A 17,339-nucleotide genomic window follows, 5' to 3' on the forward strand; every position below is an offset into this window, starting at 1 on the left:
CATAAAAATGAAAATATTCTTTAATATTTTTATAATATATTAATTATTTTTTATTACATTTATTCATAATATTTTCAAATTTACTATCAGTAATTCAACTACTAATGCTTTCTACAAAAAATTGTTTATGATCGTTTATATTCTTTAACTCATCATTACTAAACTTACTCAAAACTCAATCAGCCGTGTTAAAATTAGGATTTTTACCAACACCAATTCTTAATCTTTGAAAATCTTTACTACCAATTTGATTAAAAATACTTTTAATTCCATTATGACCAGCAGCACTAAATTTTTGTTTGTATTGAAATTGACCAAAATTTAAATCAACTTCATCGTGAATAATTAACACATTTTCAATTTTAATTTTAAAATAATTCATAAAATTTGAAACACAAAAACCTGATAAGTTCATAAAAGTTAATGGTTTTAAAAAAATAACATCAGTGTCATTAACAACAGTTTTAACATATTGACCATTAAATTTAGTTTGATTAATTTTTAATTGTAATGTTTCACAAATCATATCAATAACAATAAAACCAATATTATGACGTGTCAATTCATACTCTTTACCTGGGTTTCCTAATCCAATAACTAATTTCATCTACTTTAAATTTCCTCTTTATTATTTTTTACTATTTTTATTATTAATTTTTTTTATTAATTCATTTGTTTTATCATCATAAACTTTTGTTAATGATTTATTATTAATTGAAGCATCAATCATTTTTGCAATAAAATCAGCAATTGAAATAATTTTTAAGCCATTAAATTTTTTTTCTTCAGAAATTTCAATAGTATTAGTAATAACAACTTCCTTAATAATTCTATCAATAACAGCTTGTTTCAAATTTTTTGAAGCTTGCCCACTAAAAATACCATGAGTAGCTAAAATATAAACTGATTTTGCACCATGTTCTTTAATAGCTTTTGCTGCATTAATAATAGTACCACCTGTATCAATCATATCATCAATAATAATAGCATTCTTTTCTTTAACATTTCCTAATACAAACTTAACTTGACTTTGATTAGGAGTTGTTCTTCTTTTATCAATAATTGCCAAAGGTACACTTAAATAATTACCCAATCTTCGAGCACGAGTAACACCACCATGATCTGGAGATACAACAACTAAATTAGTTAAATTTTCTTCAATTAAATAAGATGCTAAATCTTGAGTTGCTCGTAAATCATCAACAGGAATATCAAAAAATCCTTGTTCTTGTGGTGAATGTAAATCAACAGTAATAACACGATCAACACCCGCAACAGTTAATAAATTTGCAACAAGTTTACAAGTAATAGGTTGTCTACCACCTTGTTTTCGATCTTGACGAGCATAACCAAAATAAGGAATTACTACATGAATTTTAGCAGCAGATGCACGAACTAAAGCATCAACAAAAATTAATAATTCCATTAAATTATCATTAGTTGGCGGCGAAGTTGATTGGATAATATATACCACTTTCCCTCGTACTGATGTTATAGATTGAATGTTAAATTCACCATCAGCAAAACGACTAATTTCTGCTTTTCCAGGTTCAATATTAAGTTTTTTACAAACTTCTTGTGTAAATTTTTGACTAGCACTTAAACCAAAAACTACAATGTTTTCTACATTATTCATTAAATCCTCCTTTACATGTTTCTAAAAATTATAATTATAATTTCATTATACAATGTTTATTACAATTTAAGTATATTAAATTTAAAGACTATTAATTAAAAATAATTAATAAAAAGTTATATCTTTTGCAAGAAAAAATAAAATCATTATAATAGTTAACGGATAATAAATATTTAAAAATATGTTTATTAATAAACAAGGATTATTGCTGAGGTGTTTTATATACTTATTATCCACAATCTAATATCATTAATTTTAATAATTATTCTGAAACGTATTTATTATTAATAATAGTAAATAACTGGTAAAACATTGAAAATGTTAATTCTTCAGATCTTATTGTTAATGATCAAGATAAGTCGTTAATTAAATTAACGGCTTTTTCTTTGCTATTTAAATAAATACCCAAATTGTTAACTAATGTTTTTCTCTTATTAACAAAGCAACTTCTTACAAATTTTCAAAATAATTGTGGTTCATCAAGTTGAAATTTAGGATTTACTTTAAAATAAACAACACTACTTGTGACATTAGGTATCGGAGTAAAATTATTAGGACTAACATCAAAAATAATTTTAACATCACAATAAAATTGACACATAACAGAAAGATTATTATATACTTTAGTTTTAGGTTTAGCACAAAATCTTTGTGCAACTTCTTTTTGCATCATTAATGTAAATGAATCAAATAATTCAATATTTTCTAATAATTTTAAAACAATTTGTGAAGTAATATAATAAGGCAAATTTGCAATTACATGAATTTTTTGATTTATTGCAAATTCTTCATTAATGATTTTTTTTAAATCTAAATTTAAAAAATCATCATTTATAATTTTTAAATTTTTGTATTCATTTAACTCTTTTTCTAAAACAGGAATTAATTTTTTGTCAATTTCAATTGTCACAACTTTTTGCGCAGTGCTGAGTAATTTATTGGTTAAATGACCAATGCCCGCTCCAATTTCAATAATGCCATCTTCATCTTTAAAATTACTAGTTTTAACAATTTTATCAATTATATTATTATTAATTAAAAAGTTTTGTCCAAACTTTTTAAATGCATGTAAGTCGTATTTTTTCAATATTTTTTTTGGATTTTCCATTATTATTCTCCAATTCACATTTTTAGTTAATTATATACTAGTAATAATTAAACAAATAATTAGCCAACTAATCATATATGCTAAATTTACTACTAGCAAATCTACATGTGGTAATATTAACATATATCAACTTAATAAATAAATATTAATTTGAGTGGGAAAAGGAGATGATTTTTATATGGCAACAAAAATAGAGGTTGCTAATGACGGACACAATAACCAAGACGTTAATATTGTTTCTCTAGATTTAGGAACAAGAAATTTAATTGTCAGAGTTAATGGAAGAGTTGTTTATAGTCAACCATCAGCAATTGTATTTGATACAGAAAACGGAGAAGTATTCATTGGTGAAGCTGCTTTATTAATGAAAGAAAAAACTCCAGCGAATAAAATTTTCAGAGAACCAATGGCTAATGGTGTTATTAGTGACAATAATGCTTTGATTGCTTTATTAACTGAAATTTTTACACAAATTATTGATGTGAAAGCTGAAAAAATTTGAGAAAATTCAGTAGCACTTGTAGCTATTCCATCTAAGGTTTATAAATTAGATAGAACTGTTTTACGTGAAATTCTACAAGGAAAAAAAATAGCTAAAATTCCAATTTATAGTGATAAATTTCCCAATAGATATAATGCAAGTAATGAAAGCGTAATGAAAGCTGAAAAAATTGTTATTGTTCCTGAAGTAAAATTGGCAGCTATTGGTGCTGGGGAAGCACTTTGAGATGCTTCAGGAGTATTTATTCTTGATATTGGTGGTGGAACTTCTGACTGTGCCATTTTATCAACTGGAGAAGTTATTGTTCAAGATTCAATTCCAATTGCTGGAAATGCTATTGAACGTAGTATTAAAGAACATTTTGAAAAAATGCACTATATATCTCTTAGCTCAATGGAGGCTGAAAAAACAAAAATTAGTGCTGGTATTTGAATAGATGGTGAAAAAGATAGTGAAAATAAAATTACTATCCATGGAAAAAGTACTAAAACTAAAAAACCTGAACAAATTACAGTTCCTAAGCAAGAAGTAGCTAGAGTAGTTACCGAAGCCTTTGAACCAATTGTTGCACTATGTAGTGACATTATTGATAAAGCCGGACCTGCCTTTTCAGAAATGATTATGAAAGACGGTTTAACTATCACTGGTGGGGGTGCTTTGCTTGAAAATATTACAACTTATCTAAAAAAACGACTAAATTTAGAACATGTGGTATCTGCTAATAATCCAAGAGAGTGTGTAATTAGAGGAACTCAAGCCTATGAAACTCATAAACAAGATGTATATGAAAAAGGATTCATTAGACCAAGTAATTAAAATTCCAGGTGTGTAGAAGGAGGAAAAAAAATGGGATTATTTGATAAAAAACCCAAAGAAAACTTAAATAAAAAAAGTAATATTAAGTCTATTAATGACTACCAATGATTAGCTTTAGATATCGGAACAGAAAACTTTAAAGCAAGGTATGTTAACATTGGACTTACATATGATGCTCCAACTTATCTTGCTGAAGACTATGAAAAAAATGTTATTCTTTATGGTGAAGAAGCTAAAGCTTTAATTGATAAAACAAATGAAAATGTTGTTATTAAGCGTCCAGTTCGTGATGGTAATATTGCTGATCCAGATGCTTTACAACGTATCCTTGCTAAAATTTTTCAAGATTTTAGACTTGAAATTAAAGATTCAAAACAAGCTGATAAAAACCGTAATTTAATTGTTTTAATGGCAACACCAAGTGAAATTAATTCAGTACAAAGAGAAGCACTAGAAAATATAGTTCATCGTTTAGGAGCACTTCGTGGATTTGTTCAAGAAGAAGTTAAAATGGCAGCATTAGGTTCAGGCCAAGATATTTTTGGAACTGCAATTATGTGTGTTGATATTGGTGGGGGAAGTACTGATATTGCCGTACTTAGCAACGATTCAATCCTATATTCATATACAACACATTGTGCTGGAGACTATTTAACACAAAAAATTCAAGAATACATAGCTAAAAAGCATGCTTTAAAAATTGGTACTAAAGAAGCAGAAGATGTTAAAAAGAACATCGGTTCACTTCTTAAATATCAAGATGAAAAACCATACACTATTTCAGGTGTTTCATTACCTAGATTAGACTCTCAACCAGGAGAAACAATGTCAATTTCTAAAACTATTGAAATTACACCAGAAGAAATTCGTGAAAATGTAATGCAAGTTCAATTTAGAGAACATGTTATTCCATCAATTCGTAGAGTACTAAGAACTTCTGGGGAAAAAGCTGCTGGTAGTGTTAGTGACTTAAAGAAAAAAGGTAAGGGAATCACAATTTGTGGTGGTGGAGCTTACATTAAAAAAATTGATGAATTTATTAAAGAAGAATTGGCTAAGGAATATTTCATCGAAGTTAAAGCCGAAAAAGCTACAAAACCAATTCGTCAAAAATATGAGGGAGATATCTTTGAAGTACGTGTTGCTCAAAATCCTTTAGATAATGTTATTGATGGTTGTGTAAAATATCGTGATACAATTTACAAACAATTAATAGTTGAACAAAATCCTAACCGCGAAATTCTAACAAAAGACGAAGATTTAGGATAAAAAATAAGTTTAAATAAAATGCACTTTTAAAATTTATAGAAGTGCATTTTTTACTTATATAAATAATAAATTACTATATAAAATTAAAAAATTAATAATCACACTTAAAATACATCATTAACTATTTCAAAAAAATATCATAAAAATCATATAAAATTATTAATACATCTTAAAAGAGGTGGTTAGCCCTAAATACTGGACCACTTTTGGATAGACAGTTTTAAATTTTTATTTGTGAAATTGGTGGTTTTAGAAATTTAGAATGTATTCTTTCGTAATTATAAAACATAATATATTGGTTTACTTGAAATTATTCATAATTTATTACCTATGGAAACAACTAATCATATTGAAGAAATGCAAGAAACACCATTTAATAATGAAACTACAAGATTAATTAATGATAATAGATTCACAATTAATAGTGAAACATCAAGTCAATATTATGGTAGTGATAATATGACCGAAGTACCATTAAATTATGATAATGCTTCATTAAATTGAGATTATAATCACATGAGTTTATAAATAAGTAAAAATGCCTATTAAAGGCATTTTTTAATATTAATAAATACTTTTTACTTCTGTTTGTTTATTAATAGAGGGAATGTTTAGTAATCTGTGTGACTTACAAAAATAACTATGTTTAATTAATTCTAGTAAATATAATTTATATATCTAGAAAGAGTGAGTTACAGATGGCTAAAAAAGATAATCTTAATAACAATGATCCAATATCAAAAGCAGTAGATTTATTATTAGAAAATACTGAGGATTTAACAACAGTTTTTAAAGAGGGAGGCTTATATAAAGAATTAACTAAACGATTGGTAGAAAAAATGTTGAATTCTGAGATGCAAAATTATTTAGGACACGAAAGAAATCAACGCAGTAATAATGACAATGTTCGTAATGGTACAACATCAAAAAATTAATAACTCAACAAGGTAAAATTGAAATTGATGTACCAAGAGATCGCAATAGTAATTTTGAACCAGTAATAATCACAAAAAGACAAAGAAGATTTGATGGTTTTGATCAACAAGTTCTTTCACTATATGCAAAAGGTATGACTTTATCAGATATTAGAATGCAGTTGCAAGAGTTATATCATGGCGCAGATATTAGCGAAAGCGTAATTAGTCAAATTACTGATGATGTCATTGATGATGTCAAAGCATGGCAAAATCGTCCATTAGATAGTGTTTATCCAATCATTTATTTTGATTGTATCGTAGTTAAAGTACGTCAGGATAAACGTATTATTAACAAATCAGTTTATATAGCTTTAGGAGTTGATTTAGAAGGTAAAAAAGATGTTTTAGGTTTATGAATTAGTGAAAATGAAGGTGCTAAATTCTGATTAAATAATTTTACAGAAATGAAAAATCGAGGCTTAAATGATATTCTTATTGCTTGTAGTGATAATTTAACAGGCATGTCAGAGGCAATACAATCAGTTTATCCTAAAACTGAACATCAATTATGCATAGTTCATCAAATTAGAAATAGCTTAAAATATGTTTCATACAAACATCGAAAGTCTCTAGTTATCGATTTAAAGCCAATTTATACAGCATGTAGTGAAGAACAAGCAATGCAAGCTTTAGAATCATTTGAAAGTAAATGAAATAAACAATATCCACAAATTGCTAAATCTTGATATAAAAATTGAGAAAATTTAATGGTTTTTATTAGTTATCCAGCAGAAATTAAAAGGGTAATTTATACTACAAATGCTATTGAATCTGTTAATAGCCAATTACGAAAAGTTATTAGAAATAAAAAAGTTTTTCCTAATGATATGGCAGTTTTTAAAATTTTTTACTTAGCAATTGAAAATATCACAAAAAAATGAACATTGCCTATTCAAAATTGAAATACAGCAATTGCTCATTTTATGATAAAATTTGAAGACAGAATTAATCTGAACTAGTACTTTGTAAAACAAAGAAACACAGATTACTAAAAAGCCTCATCAAATTTGCTCATATACAAACGATTTAAAAATTTATATGGTTTATAAGTATTCAAAAAATAAACAAGCCTAATTAGGCTTGTTTTAAATGAATTAAAGATACTTATTTTAGTTATTTAATCGTAATTTTTTTAGTTTTTGTTTGTTCTTTTTTAGGTATTTTAACAATTAGTATACCATTTTTAAAATTAGCATCTATAGACTCTTCACTTATATTAGATGGTAAATTAATAGAGCGAGAGAATGAACCATAATATCTTTCTTGAATATGATAATTTTTATTTTTCTTTTCATTAACATCTTCTTTTTTAGCTTCTATTGTAAGAACGTTATTATTTATTTTTAAATCAATGTTTTCTTGTAAAACACCAGGTAATTCAATTTCTAAACAGTATTCAGAATCATTTTCAAAAACATCTGTTTTTGGTAAAAATGTTCTTTCTCGGTCGTTGTTGGAAGTTAAAGGATAAGAAAAATCTATAATATCATTAAAAAAATTATCAAATATATCAGTTAAATAATTACGTCTAGAAAAATTGTTTTGTATATCTAATTTCTTTTTTGTTTGTGAAATTTCATTTTTCATATTAACACCTTCTTAACTGTTTTTAGTAATTTTTTTTAAAAAAAATACTAAATCTTTATATATTAATTATACCATCTATATTAAATATAGAAAAAACTTACAAATTCAACGTTTTTTGACTATTATTATTAATTGACATTTCAAGTTTTATTATACTTTTTTCAATCATTTCTAAATGCTTATCACACATTTTAAAATCACCTTTGATGGTTTCTTTAACATCTTTGATTTTCAAAGTTTTAGAACACTCTTTACAACGTAATAATCACGCTATATCTTTTCCATCAACTTTTTGCATAAACCCACCACCTAAATTTATATGCCTTTAAATCGCCCGTATTTGCTTTTTTTAGAGAGGTTTAAGAATATGAATATAAAACCATTCATATTCTTAAATTCAACGCTTTATATTTGTTTAAACATTATATTATTATACATTGTTCCACATTGTTTACAAATTTGCTTTTTATTTAAAAGTTTTTAAAACAAAATCTTTTTCAATTTTCAAAATATCTTCTAATAAAAAAGTTTTATTAAACTTCTCACCTAAATTTTTAATATAAAATTTTCATTCTTGATTGTTAGTTTTTATTCATAAAGTTTCACTTATCAATTTTTCGAATTCTCACACTTGAAACACCAACATCGAAGTTTTAGAAATAAAATAAGCATTACAATTACCGTTTAAATTATTTTTCTTTAATCAGTTTTGATAAGTTGATAGAAGTTTTTGTTCTTCTTGAGTTAATTGCATAATTTTCTCCTCCTAATATTTTCAATATATTTTGTTAGATTTATCAGTATTATTTTTTTGTTCATTTAAAATTTGTAAAATCATATCTAATTTTTGATTTATATTGTTATCAAATCTAATAAGATTTTTTAAATTTAATTTGCCATAAGTAGCTAAACTTAAAGCATCATTTGATTTATTTAATTGTTTTTCATTAACAAATCTAGCACTTATTTCTTTTTCACCAATTGAACCATCACCAGTACCTTTATATGTTTTTGTTAAATCTAGATTTAAATTTGTTAAGTCAATGGCATAAAAATATCATAATTTTGTATTTGATTTATTGGCATAATGTTTTCCTAAATAATCTATTCTGACTTTTTTATTTCTAATATCAATACCAGTTTCTTCAAGCATTTCATTAATTACTGTTTGATAATGATTATTATTTTCAACTCCGCCTGTGATAGTACTGTACTGACTAATCTGTTTATTTTTAAACAATGGGTTGTATTCTTTAGTTAATAAGTAATAATATTCGTTATTTTTTAAAACATAGGGTAATATAGCAACTCCTTGATTATTGCATCAAGGTTCTTCTACACCATGCATAAACTCAACTTCTATAATTTTTAAATATTCTTTATTCATAAAAAAAATCTTCCTTTCAAATAAAATTTAAAAATAAAAATTGTAACAACATAGGTTACAACTCAATTACTTTTAAAATTCCTTATAAAAAAGAAAGATATAAAATATATTTTTATAGATAGGTCTCTGTAGTGATCGGGTGTACCTATTTAGTATTTAATTTTTATAATTTAAATTTATTACATTTATTTTAAATTGCAAATAAAAATAAAAAAAATCGTTACCGATGCCACCCGATCAAAGACCGCACCGATAACCTAATAATTATATCCTAAATAAAAGAAAATTTAAGTATTAAATTTCTAATTTTAATCATTATAATCCCAAACTACTTCATCAAAATTATCACTTAAAACAATAGAATTGCTATTTAATTGCAATTTAGTAATATTTGTTAAATTAGAAGTTTTAATTTTATTTAAGTTGCTCTTAATTCTTAATTGTTTATTAAAATTAAATTCTATATATTCAACCTTAATTTGTTTTTTGATTTTTTTAATTATTAAATTTTTAAATAACAATTTTAATTCATTATTAATTGGTTTTAAAACACGCTTATCAATATCACACATATTATAATTTTTGGGAATATCTAATAAATTTCTAAAATCATTAATTTTGATTTTACAAAAACCAGTTGATCGAAACTGTTTTAATAATCTATAACAATTTTTAGCATATGTACTTTTAATATTAACAAATTCTTGATGCTCAAATAACGTATATTCTCTTGTAACCAAATTATTAATTAAATACATTAGGTCAGGATTTACACTTATTTGTAATTCTTGCTTTTTTTCATCTATTTCATATCCTGAAAATAAATTATATCTTGTACGTTTTGTTCCATCAGTAGAATTTATTGTAAATGTTAACATTTTTTCATATAATTTATCAGCTACATTAACAAATCGTTGTTTACTTGTGGGTTCAAATTGAATTATTTTTTTTAATTCAGAAAATGTAAAAAATAATTTTCTTGTACCTTTCTCTTTCAATTTAGCACAAAATGTAAAAAACAAATCTAATTCTTTAGCATTCAAACGATGAAATGCTATACTATTCAATTCATTATCATATTTGACAGTTAATTTATTTGTTTCTTTTGTTTCCATAAATTCTATCTCCTAACATTAATAAATTAATAATATCACAAAATAACATATCAAGGACAAAATATAAAACATGCCATTGATAACCATACAGATTATAATCATTTAATTATTACTCAGACTTTTTGTCATTGATAATATCAAAAAAAAATAGTATAATCAATCTTTTTTTATATAAAATTTACATAAAATTGTTTCTAAAATAATAAAAAATATAAAAAAATAAATATAAAATATATATTAAAATAAAATTAATTTTGTTGTTTATTTTAATCTATAATTGTTGAATAAATTGTTCTAATAATTCTGAAACAGAAAGATTTCTTTCTTTAGCATATACTTTTATTTTGTTTATTAAGTCAACTCTAAATGTAAGATTAATGTGTTTTTTAACATATTTACTACTAATTTTAATATTAGATATAGTACTTATTTTTTCGCTTTTAATCACTGGTTTATTTGAATTATTTACACAAGTAACTGATAATTCTGATATATTATTTTTCTTTTTACTTACTGTATGAACTTTATTATGATTTGATTTTACATTTATTAAATCACTCATAATACTTTCTGCTTGACTTAAAGTTTTAGTTGAAAATAAACTTTTTCTTTCTGCCATCTTATACAACTCCTTTTTGTTCTAATTCGGTAACTATATGAAAGTACGGATTATCTTGTTTAGCTAACAATTTAATAACTGGGACTCCAGTTATTTCACTGGTTTTGAAAACTTGTTTTTTTCTAATATCTTGTTTAATTAAAAGTTCTTTTAAGGGTAATTTTTCTAATTCGTCTTTAAAATCTTTTGAAATATTAAAGTGATCAAAATTATTTAAAACAATAGCTTTAATATTATTTGGAATTTCTAAATTTTTAGTTATTGTTTCTCACATATTACCTATAACATCAATTGCTCTTAAAGAATGAATAGAATTATCAGAAACAAGCACAATATTATCTGCTGCTAAATAAGCATTAATATTAGTTATATTTAAACTTGGGTTAGTGTCGATAATAATATAGTCATAATTATCTTTTAAAAATATTTTATTCTTATTAAGAAATTTTTTTAATTTGTTTTCTCTTGATAATTCATTAAATAATTGAATTTCTAAATTTGACATACTAATATTTGTGGGTACAATGTTAATTGTTTCAAAATTCGTTTTAAAAATTATCTCTTCAATATTTTTTTCATGTTTTAAAAACATATCCATTGCATGTGAAGTTGCAACTTCTAATTGAAAGCATTGTGTTAAATTAGCTTGTGGATCAAGATCTAGAATAAGAATACGTTTTTTCTTTTCAATTGCTAAAAAACAAGAAAAATTAAAAGCAAAATTCGTTTTACCAACGCCACCTTTTAGTGCACCAATTGTAATTGTTTTCATTTTATCACTCCTTTTCATAAGTATAATTAGGCGCATTAATATGATTATATTTTTATTCATAAAAATACTTTATTTTAAACTTATATTAATACAAATAATAATAAGTATTAAAAAATAAATATTGCATGGATATAGTATTGATAAAATTTTAAATGGCAAAAATTGTTACAAAGAGTGATATCTCCAGTTAGTTTAACTGCCTAGAAGTCTGTAAAGATAGTTTTTCATTAAAGCTAAATGTCTTAACTTTATTTTTTCTTTAAAAAAATTAAAATATTATATTTTATATTAAATAACTTTATTTATACGCCTATATAGGAGTATAATTATAACATTAAAAATCAAATAAGGAGCGTTAAAATAATGAAGAAAGATGTAAGAACCTGTTTAGAATCTTTTCGAAAATAATGTAAAATGATTATATATTTTAAAATAAGAGGTATATATGCATAAAAATTATCCAAGTCATGTCACCAAAGAACAATTTGAAAACATAAAATCAATTTTAGAAAATAGTAAAAAGAAAACAAAACCAAGAAGTTTAGATTTATATGAAATATTTTGTGCAATTTTATATGTATTAAAAAGTGGTTTTCAATGTTGAAGTGATAAAACGCAATGAATTACATACTTTTGTAGTATTACCAAAAAGATGAATTGTAGAACGAAGCTTTGCTTGATTAGAAAAATACAGAAGATTATGAAAAAATTGTGAAAGAAAACTAAATACTAGTTTACAAATGGTTGTTCTTTCATTTATTTCAGTTTTATTAAAAAGATTCTAAACAGGTTCTAAGAGTTCAAATTTGAATGGAAAAGGAACTAAAAGATAAAACACAAAAATATTGTAAAGAAAATGATTTAACTTTTAGTCAATTAACAAGAAAGTTGCTTAAAAGGGAATTAGATATTATAAAACCCGAGTTACCTTTAATTATTACAAGAGATTATAATTCTAATATTCCATCTACTATTATTAGAATATTAACAATTAATTTTGATTCTGATATTAATACAAGAAAAAAAATACTTACTCGTTTTAACGAATGCTACTTGCTACTTGCTACTTAGCCCTTTTTACTAGACCATTAATTTAAAAAAAACTTGAATGTATTCGAAAAACAATTGTGTTATACAATTAAAACTAATTTTGACATGAAAGGATTTTTAATAATGGATAAAATTAAACAAATAGCATTAGTAATTAACAAGTTAAATATCAAACAAAAAATTCAAATTATTGATGATAGCAAAAACCAATATTCAATTAGATATCTTTGCCAACATCTTCAACTAAACCGATCAACATATTATTTTGTAAAAAACAAACAAAACCCTATTAAAAAAGAAAAAAATCAAATTAGTAATTGTACACATAAATATCAAGAATTATGCCAACTTTTACTTGAATTTCATTTTACAAGAAAAGGACAAATTTATGGCTATTTACGAATTTTTTCAGCATTTAAAGAATGATTAAAACAATACAAACATATTATTTTAAATCTAGAATTATCAACAAAACAAATGCGAAAAATTATGAAAGATCACAATCTTCAAGGATTAAAACAAACTAAAAATAACTATCCTAAAAACAAAAAAAATCCAAATAAGTGAATACCTACAATGGATAAAGTAAACAAAGATTATAAAAGTACAACCTCTTCAAATCAAATTTGATCAATGGACACTAAACAAATAAATACTAAAGAAGGTTGATTATATCTTTTTGTAATTATTGATTTTTATTCAAATAATATTGTAAGCTATAATACATGTTCAAACAAATCCTATCAAGATTTAATCCTTCCTGCACTTGAAAAAATAAATCAACAATTCTCTTGAAACCAAGTAAAAAACGTTATTTTACACTCAGATAACGCCAACGAATTTTATTGTCAAGACATCACAAATTGAGCTGCTGATAAGCAAATAATTTTAAGCAAAAAACAACCTTATGATATTGGTGGCAATGTAATATCTGAAAACTGATTTTCTCATTTATCTCAAGAATGACTACCTAAAGGTTCAAATCAATATTTTTCTCTCAATGAAGCTATAAATGATGTAAACCAATATATTATGTTTTATAATTACGAAAGAATACATTCTAAATTTCTAAAACCACCAATTTCACAAATAAAAATTTAAAACTGTCTATCCAAAAGTGGTCCAGTATTTAGGGCTAACCACCATNTTCTCAATTTTTATATCAAGATTTAGCAATTTGTGGATATTGTTTATTTCATTTACTTTCAAATGATTCTAAAGCTTGCATTGCTTGTTCTTCACTACATGCTGTATAAATTGGCTTTAAATCGATAACTAGAGACTTTCGATGTTTGTATGAAACATATTTTAAGCTATTTCTAATTTGATGAACTATGCATAATTGATGTTCAGTTTTAGGATAAACTGATTGTATTGCCTCTGACATGCCTGTTAAATTATCACTACAAGCAATAAGAATATCATTTAAGCCTCGATTTTTCATTTCTGTAAAATTATTTAATCAGAATTTAGCACCTTCATTTTCACTAATTCATAAACCTAAAACATCTTTTTTACCTTCTAAATCAACTCCTAAAGCTATATAAACTGATTTGTTAATAATACGTTTATCCTGACGTACTTTAACTACGATACAATCAAAATAAATGATTGGATAAACACTATCTAATGGACGATTTTGCCATGCTTTGACATCATCAATGACATCATCAGTAATTTGACTAATTACGCTTTCGCTAATATCTGCGCCATCATATAACTCTTGCAACTGCATTCTAATATCTGATAAAGTCATACCTTTTGCATATAGTGAAAGAACTTGTTGATCAAAACCATCAAATCTTCTCTGTCTTTTTGTGATTATTACTGGTTCAAAATTACTATTACGATCTCTTGGTACATCAATTTCAATTTTACCTTGTTGAGTTATTAATTTTTTTGATGTTGTACCATTACGAACATTGTCATTATTACTGCGTTGATTTCTTTCGTGTCCTAAATAATTTTGCATCTCAGAATTCAACATTTTTTCTACCAATCGTTTAGTTAATTCTTTATATAAGCCTCCCTCTTTAAAAACTGTTGTTAAATCCTCAGTATTTTCTAATAATAAATCTACTGCTTTTGATATTGGATCATTGTTATTAAGATTATCTTTTTTAGCCATCTGTAACTCACTCTTTCTAGATATATAAATTATATTTACTAGAATTAATTAAACATAGTTATTTTTGTAAGTCACACAGATTACTAAACATTCCCAAGTTCTTTCACTATATGCAAAAGGTATGACTTTATCAGATATTAGAATGCAGTTGCAAGAGTTATATGATGGCGCAGATATTAGCGAAAGCGTAATTAGTCAAATTACTGATGTTCAATATACCTTAGTTGGTGGAATGCAACCAAATGACTTAAATAATTTAAATGATATGTATAAACAATCTGGTGGACTTAGTGAAGCTATTAAAACTTACATTGCAAAAGCTTCTCAGGGCAAATTTTGATTTAAAATCTCAAAACAAGAACAATTACCAATTCAAGTTTTACAAATTGATGACGAAGTACAAATTGTTGGAAATACATAAAAAATTCTCATAACTAAGGCTGGATGAATAGTTTTGTATTAAAAATCAAAACATCGCTAAAAACAGCAAATATGAGCCAAATAAAGGCATATACCAAAAAAGGAGTAAAAAATGATGATAAATTGAATAAAAGATAAGTGACAAGAAAATATTTTTCATAAAGTTTGAATTTTTGCAGTGATATGAAGTTTGATTTTTCTTGCATTATGAATGACAGTAGCTTTCATTTGTGCAATATTATATGCTTGAAATTATTATCCAAGTGTCAATTTCAAAAATTGAATTTCAAGCATATTTACAAATTGAGTTACAGAAACTTCATTTGGTGTTAGTTTTTTAATTTTTATGGGGTGTCTATTTTATTATTTTTATATAAATTTTGAAAAATGAAATCCCAAAAATTCAAAGCTAAAAAATGAAACAAAATCTCAAGTAAAAGAATTTAAAAAATTAGGCTCTACAAATTTAATAAATCTAAATAAAAAAGTTGGTTTAGTTAAATCAAAATTAAATCAACACACTTTACTAATTGGAGCAACTGGTTCGGGTAAAACTACAACAGCATTATCAATAATAAATCAACTTGTATATAAATTAAACCAAACTGTGATCATAATTGATGGAAAAGGTGACAGTGACTTAATAAACAAAGTTAAAGCTATTGATAATAATGCTTTTATAATCCTTTTGCATCAAAAAGTCATATTGTTGTAGCAGATAAAATAATGTCACTGCTACTTAGCCCTTTTTACTAGACCATTAATTTAAAAAAAACTTGAATGTATTCGAAAAACAATTGTGTTATACAATTAACACTAATTTTGACATGAAAGGATTTTTAATAATGGATAAAATTAAACAAATAGCATTAGTAATTAACAAGTTAAATATCAAACAAAAAATTCAAATTATTGATGATAGCAAAAACCAATATTCAATTAGATATCTTTGCCAACATCTTCAACTAAACCGATCAACATATTATTTTGTAAAAAACAAACAAAACCCTATTAAAAAAGAAAAAAATCAAATTAGTAATTGTACACATAAATATCAAGAATTATGCCAACTTTTACTTGAATTTCATTTTACAAGAAAAGGACAAATTTATGGCTATTTACGAATTTTTTCAGCATTTAAAGAATGATTAAAACAATACAAACATATTATTTTAAATCTAGAATTATCAACAAAACAAATGCGAAAAATTATGAAAGATCACAATCTTCAAGGATTAAAACAAACTAAAAATAACTATCCTAAAAACAAAAAAAATCCAAATAAGTGAATACCTACAATGGATAAAGTAAACAAAGATTATAAAAGTACAACCTCTTCAAATCAAATTTGATCAATGGACACTAAACAAATAAATACTAAAGAAGGTTGATTATATCTTTTTGTAATTATTGATTTTTATTCAAATAATATTGTAAGCTATAATACATGTTCAAACAAATCCTATCAAGATTTAATCCTTCCTGCACTTGAAAAAATAAATCAACAATTCTCTTGAAACCAAGTAAAAAACGTTATTTTACACTCAGATAACGCCAACGAATTTTATTGTCAAGACATCACAAATTGAGCTGCTGATAAGCAAATAATTTTAAGCAAAAAACAACCTTATGTTATTGGTGGCAATGTAATATCTGAAAACTGATTTTCTCATTTATCTCAAGAATGACTACCTAAAGGTTCAAATCAATATTTTTCTCTCAATGAAGCTATAAATGATGTAAACCAATATATTATGTTTTATAATTACGAAAGAATACATTCTAAATTTCTAAAACCACCAATTTCACAAATAAAAATTTAAAACTGTCTATCCAAAAGTGGTCCAGTATTTAGGGCTAACCACCTGAGCAAATCAAAATCTATAATTGAAAAATCGCAACTTTCAAAACCCAAATATTTAATTTTGATTAAAACTTTAACTAATTGTAAAA

Annotated in this window: 17 protein-coding genes and 4 pseudogenes; 10 read left to right on the forward strand and 11 right to left on the reverse strand. The window is 24.7% G+C overall.

Features of this window, described 5'->3' with window-relative positions; genetic code table 4:
- Positions 1-43: 43 nt before the first annotated feature.
- The 3 genes from pth to rsmA form a co-directional block, all read right to left on the reverse strand.
- Positions 44-607 carry an aminoacyl-tRNA hydrolase gene (pth, locus tag SPIRDC1_RS07825; protein ID WP_174481300.1) on the reverse strand — a complete coding sequence of 188 codons (564 nt, stop codon included), beginning with the start codon at positions 605-607 and terminating at the stop codon, positions 44-46.
- Between the two features lie 21 nt (positions 608-628).
- Positions 629-1,636: a ribose-phosphate diphosphokinase gene (locus SPIRDC1_RS07830; protein ID WP_174481301.1), complete on the reverse strand. Its 1,008-nt coding sequence runs from the start codon at positions 1,634-1,636 to the stop codon at positions 629-631.
- 262 nt (positions 1,637-1,898) lie between these two features.
- Complete coding sequence (gene rsmA / locus SPIRDC1_RS07835; RefSeq protein ID WP_174481302.1) at positions 1,899-2,744, reverse strand: 16S rRNA (adenine(1518)-N(6)/adenine(1519)-N(6))-dimethyltransferase RsmA; 846 nt, start codon at positions 2,742-2,744, stop codon at positions 1,899-1,901.
- A 178-nt stretch (positions 2,745-2,922) separates the two neighbouring features.
- On the opposite strand from rsmA, the gene SPIRDC1_RS07840 reads away from it, so the two are divergent.
- From SPIRDC1_RS07840 to SPIRDC1_RS07855, 4 genes and pseudogenes are all read left to right on the forward strand, one after another.
- Positions 2,923-4,062 (forward strand): rod shape-determining protein, encoded by a 1,140-nt coding sequence (locus SPIRDC1_RS07840; protein WP_174481303.1) that lies wholly within the window; start codon positions 2,923-2,925, stop codon positions 4,060-4,062.
- Positions 4,063-4,092: 30 nt separating this feature from the next.
- Complete coding sequence (locus SPIRDC1_RS07845) at positions 4,093-5,331, forward strand: rod shape-determining protein (RefSeq protein ID WP_174481304.1); 1,239 nt, start codon at positions 4,093-4,095, stop codon at positions 5,329-5,331.
- Positions 5,332-5,661: 330 nt separating this feature from the next.
- Positions 5,662-5,859: a hypothetical protein gene (locus tag SPIRDC1_RS07850; RefSeq protein WP_174481305.1), complete on the forward strand. Its 198-nt coding sequence runs from the start codon at positions 5,662-5,664 to the stop codon at positions 5,857-5,859.
- A gap of 170 nt (positions 5,860-6,029) precedes the next feature.
- Positions 6,030-7,267, forward strand: a pseudogene (locus tag SPIRDC1_RS07855) (IS256 family transposase).
- A 154-nt stretch (positions 7,268-7,421) separates the two neighbouring features.
- Here the strand turns inward: SPIRDC1_RS07855 and SPIRDC1_RS07860 are convergent.
- From SPIRDC1_RS07860 to SPIRDC1_RS07890, 7 genes are all read right to left on the reverse strand, one after another.
- A complete protein-coding gene (locus SPIRDC1_RS07860) occupies positions 7,422-7,895 on the reverse strand; it encodes an Hsp20/alpha crystallin family protein (protein ID WP_174479985.1) in 474 nt (157 codons plus the stop codon).
- 97 nt (positions 7,896-7,992) lie between these two features.
- Positions 7,993-8,193: a hypothetical protein gene (locus SPIRDC1_RS07865; RefSeq protein ID WP_174481306.1), complete on the reverse strand. Its 201-nt coding sequence runs from the start codon at positions 8,191-8,193 to the stop codon at positions 7,993-7,995.
- A 168-nt stretch (positions 8,194-8,361) separates the two neighbouring features.
- Positions 8,362-8,649 (reverse strand): hypothetical protein, encoded by a 288-nt coding sequence (locus tag SPIRDC1_RS07870; protein WP_174481307.1) that lies wholly within the window; start codon positions 8,647-8,649, stop codon positions 8,362-8,364.
- A 12-nt stretch (positions 8,650-8,661) separates the two neighbouring features.
- A complete protein-coding gene (locus tag SPIRDC1_RS07875) occupies positions 8,662-9,282 on the reverse strand; it encodes an NUDIX hydrolase (protein WP_174481308.1) in 621 nt (206 codons plus the stop codon).
- A 308-nt stretch (positions 9,283-9,590) separates the two neighbouring features.
- The gene (locus SPIRDC1_RS07880) at positions 9,591-10,397 is read right to left on the reverse strand and encodes a replication initiation protein (protein WP_174481309.1); all 807 of its coding nucleotides are present in this window, start codon (positions 10,395-10,397) and stop codon (positions 9,591-9,593) included.
- A gap of 271 nt (positions 10,398-10,668) precedes the next feature.
- Positions 10,669-11,016, reverse strand: a complete 348-nt coding sequence (locus SPIRDC1_RS07885) for a DUF6364 family protein (protein WP_174481310.1) — start codon at positions 11,014-11,016, stop codon at positions 10,669-10,671.
- A gap of 1 nt (position 11,017) precedes the next feature.
- Positions 11,018-11,788, reverse strand: coding sequence for a ParA family protein (locus SPIRDC1_RS07890; protein ID WP_174481311.1), 771 nt, complete (start codon positions 11,786-11,788; stop codon positions 11,018-11,020).
- A 599-nt stretch (positions 11,789-12,387) separates the two neighbouring features.
- Between SPIRDC1_RS07890 and SPIRDC1_RS10645 the strand changes: the two are divergent.
- From SPIRDC1_RS10645 to SPIRDC1_RS07905, 3 genes and pseudogenes are all read left to right on the forward strand, one after another.
- A pseudogene (locus SPIRDC1_RS10645) lies at positions 12,388-12,573 on the forward strand (transposase); the annotation flags it as partial.
- Positions 12,574-12,598: 25 nt separating this feature from the next.
- Complete coding sequence (locus tag SPIRDC1_RS07900) at positions 12,599-12,859, forward strand: hypothetical protein (RefSeq protein ID WP_174481312.1); 261 nt, start codon at positions 12,599-12,601, stop codon at positions 12,857-12,859.
- Between the two features lie 84 nt (positions 12,860-12,943).
- Positions 12,944-13,939: an IS3 family transposase gene (locus SPIRDC1_RS07905; protein ID WP_174479968.1), complete on the forward strand. Its 996-nt coding sequence runs from the start codon at positions 12,944-12,946 to the stop codon at positions 13,937-13,939.
- Positions 13,940-13,985: 46 nt separating this feature from the next.
- Here the strand turns inward: SPIRDC1_RS07905 and SPIRDC1_RS10550 are convergent.
- A pseudogene (locus tag SPIRDC1_RS10550) lies at positions 13,986-14,966 on the reverse strand (IS256 family transposase); the annotation flags it as partial.
- Positions 14,967-15,060: 94 nt separating this feature from the next.
- On the opposite strand from SPIRDC1_RS10550, the pseudogene SPIRDC1_RS07915 reads away from it, so the two are divergent.
- From SPIRDC1_RS07915 to SPIRDC1_RS07925, 3 genes and pseudogenes are all read left to right on the forward strand, one after another.
- A pseudogene (locus SPIRDC1_RS07915) lies at positions 15,061-15,387 on the forward strand (hypothetical protein); the annotation flags it as partial.
- 114 nt (positions 15,388-15,501) lie between these two features.
- Positions 15,502-16,101, forward strand: a complete 600-nt coding sequence (locus SPIRDC1_RS07920) for a helicase HerA domain-containing protein (RefSeq protein ID WP_174481315.1) — start codon at positions 15,502-15,504, stop codon at positions 16,099-16,101.
- A gap of 112 nt (positions 16,102-16,213) precedes the next feature.
- A complete protein-coding gene (locus SPIRDC1_RS07925) occupies positions 16,214-17,209 on the forward strand; it encodes an IS3 family transposase (protein WP_174481316.1) in 996 nt (331 codons plus the stop codon).
- The last annotated feature ends 130 nt before the right edge of the window (positions 17,210-17,339 follow it).

This window comes from Spiroplasma endosymbiont of Danaus chrysippus, assembly GCF_902809815.1.
In the GTDB taxonomy this organism is placed as follows: domain Bacteria; phylum Bacillota_I; class Bacilli_A; order Mycoplasmatales; family VBWQ01; genus Spiroplasma_E.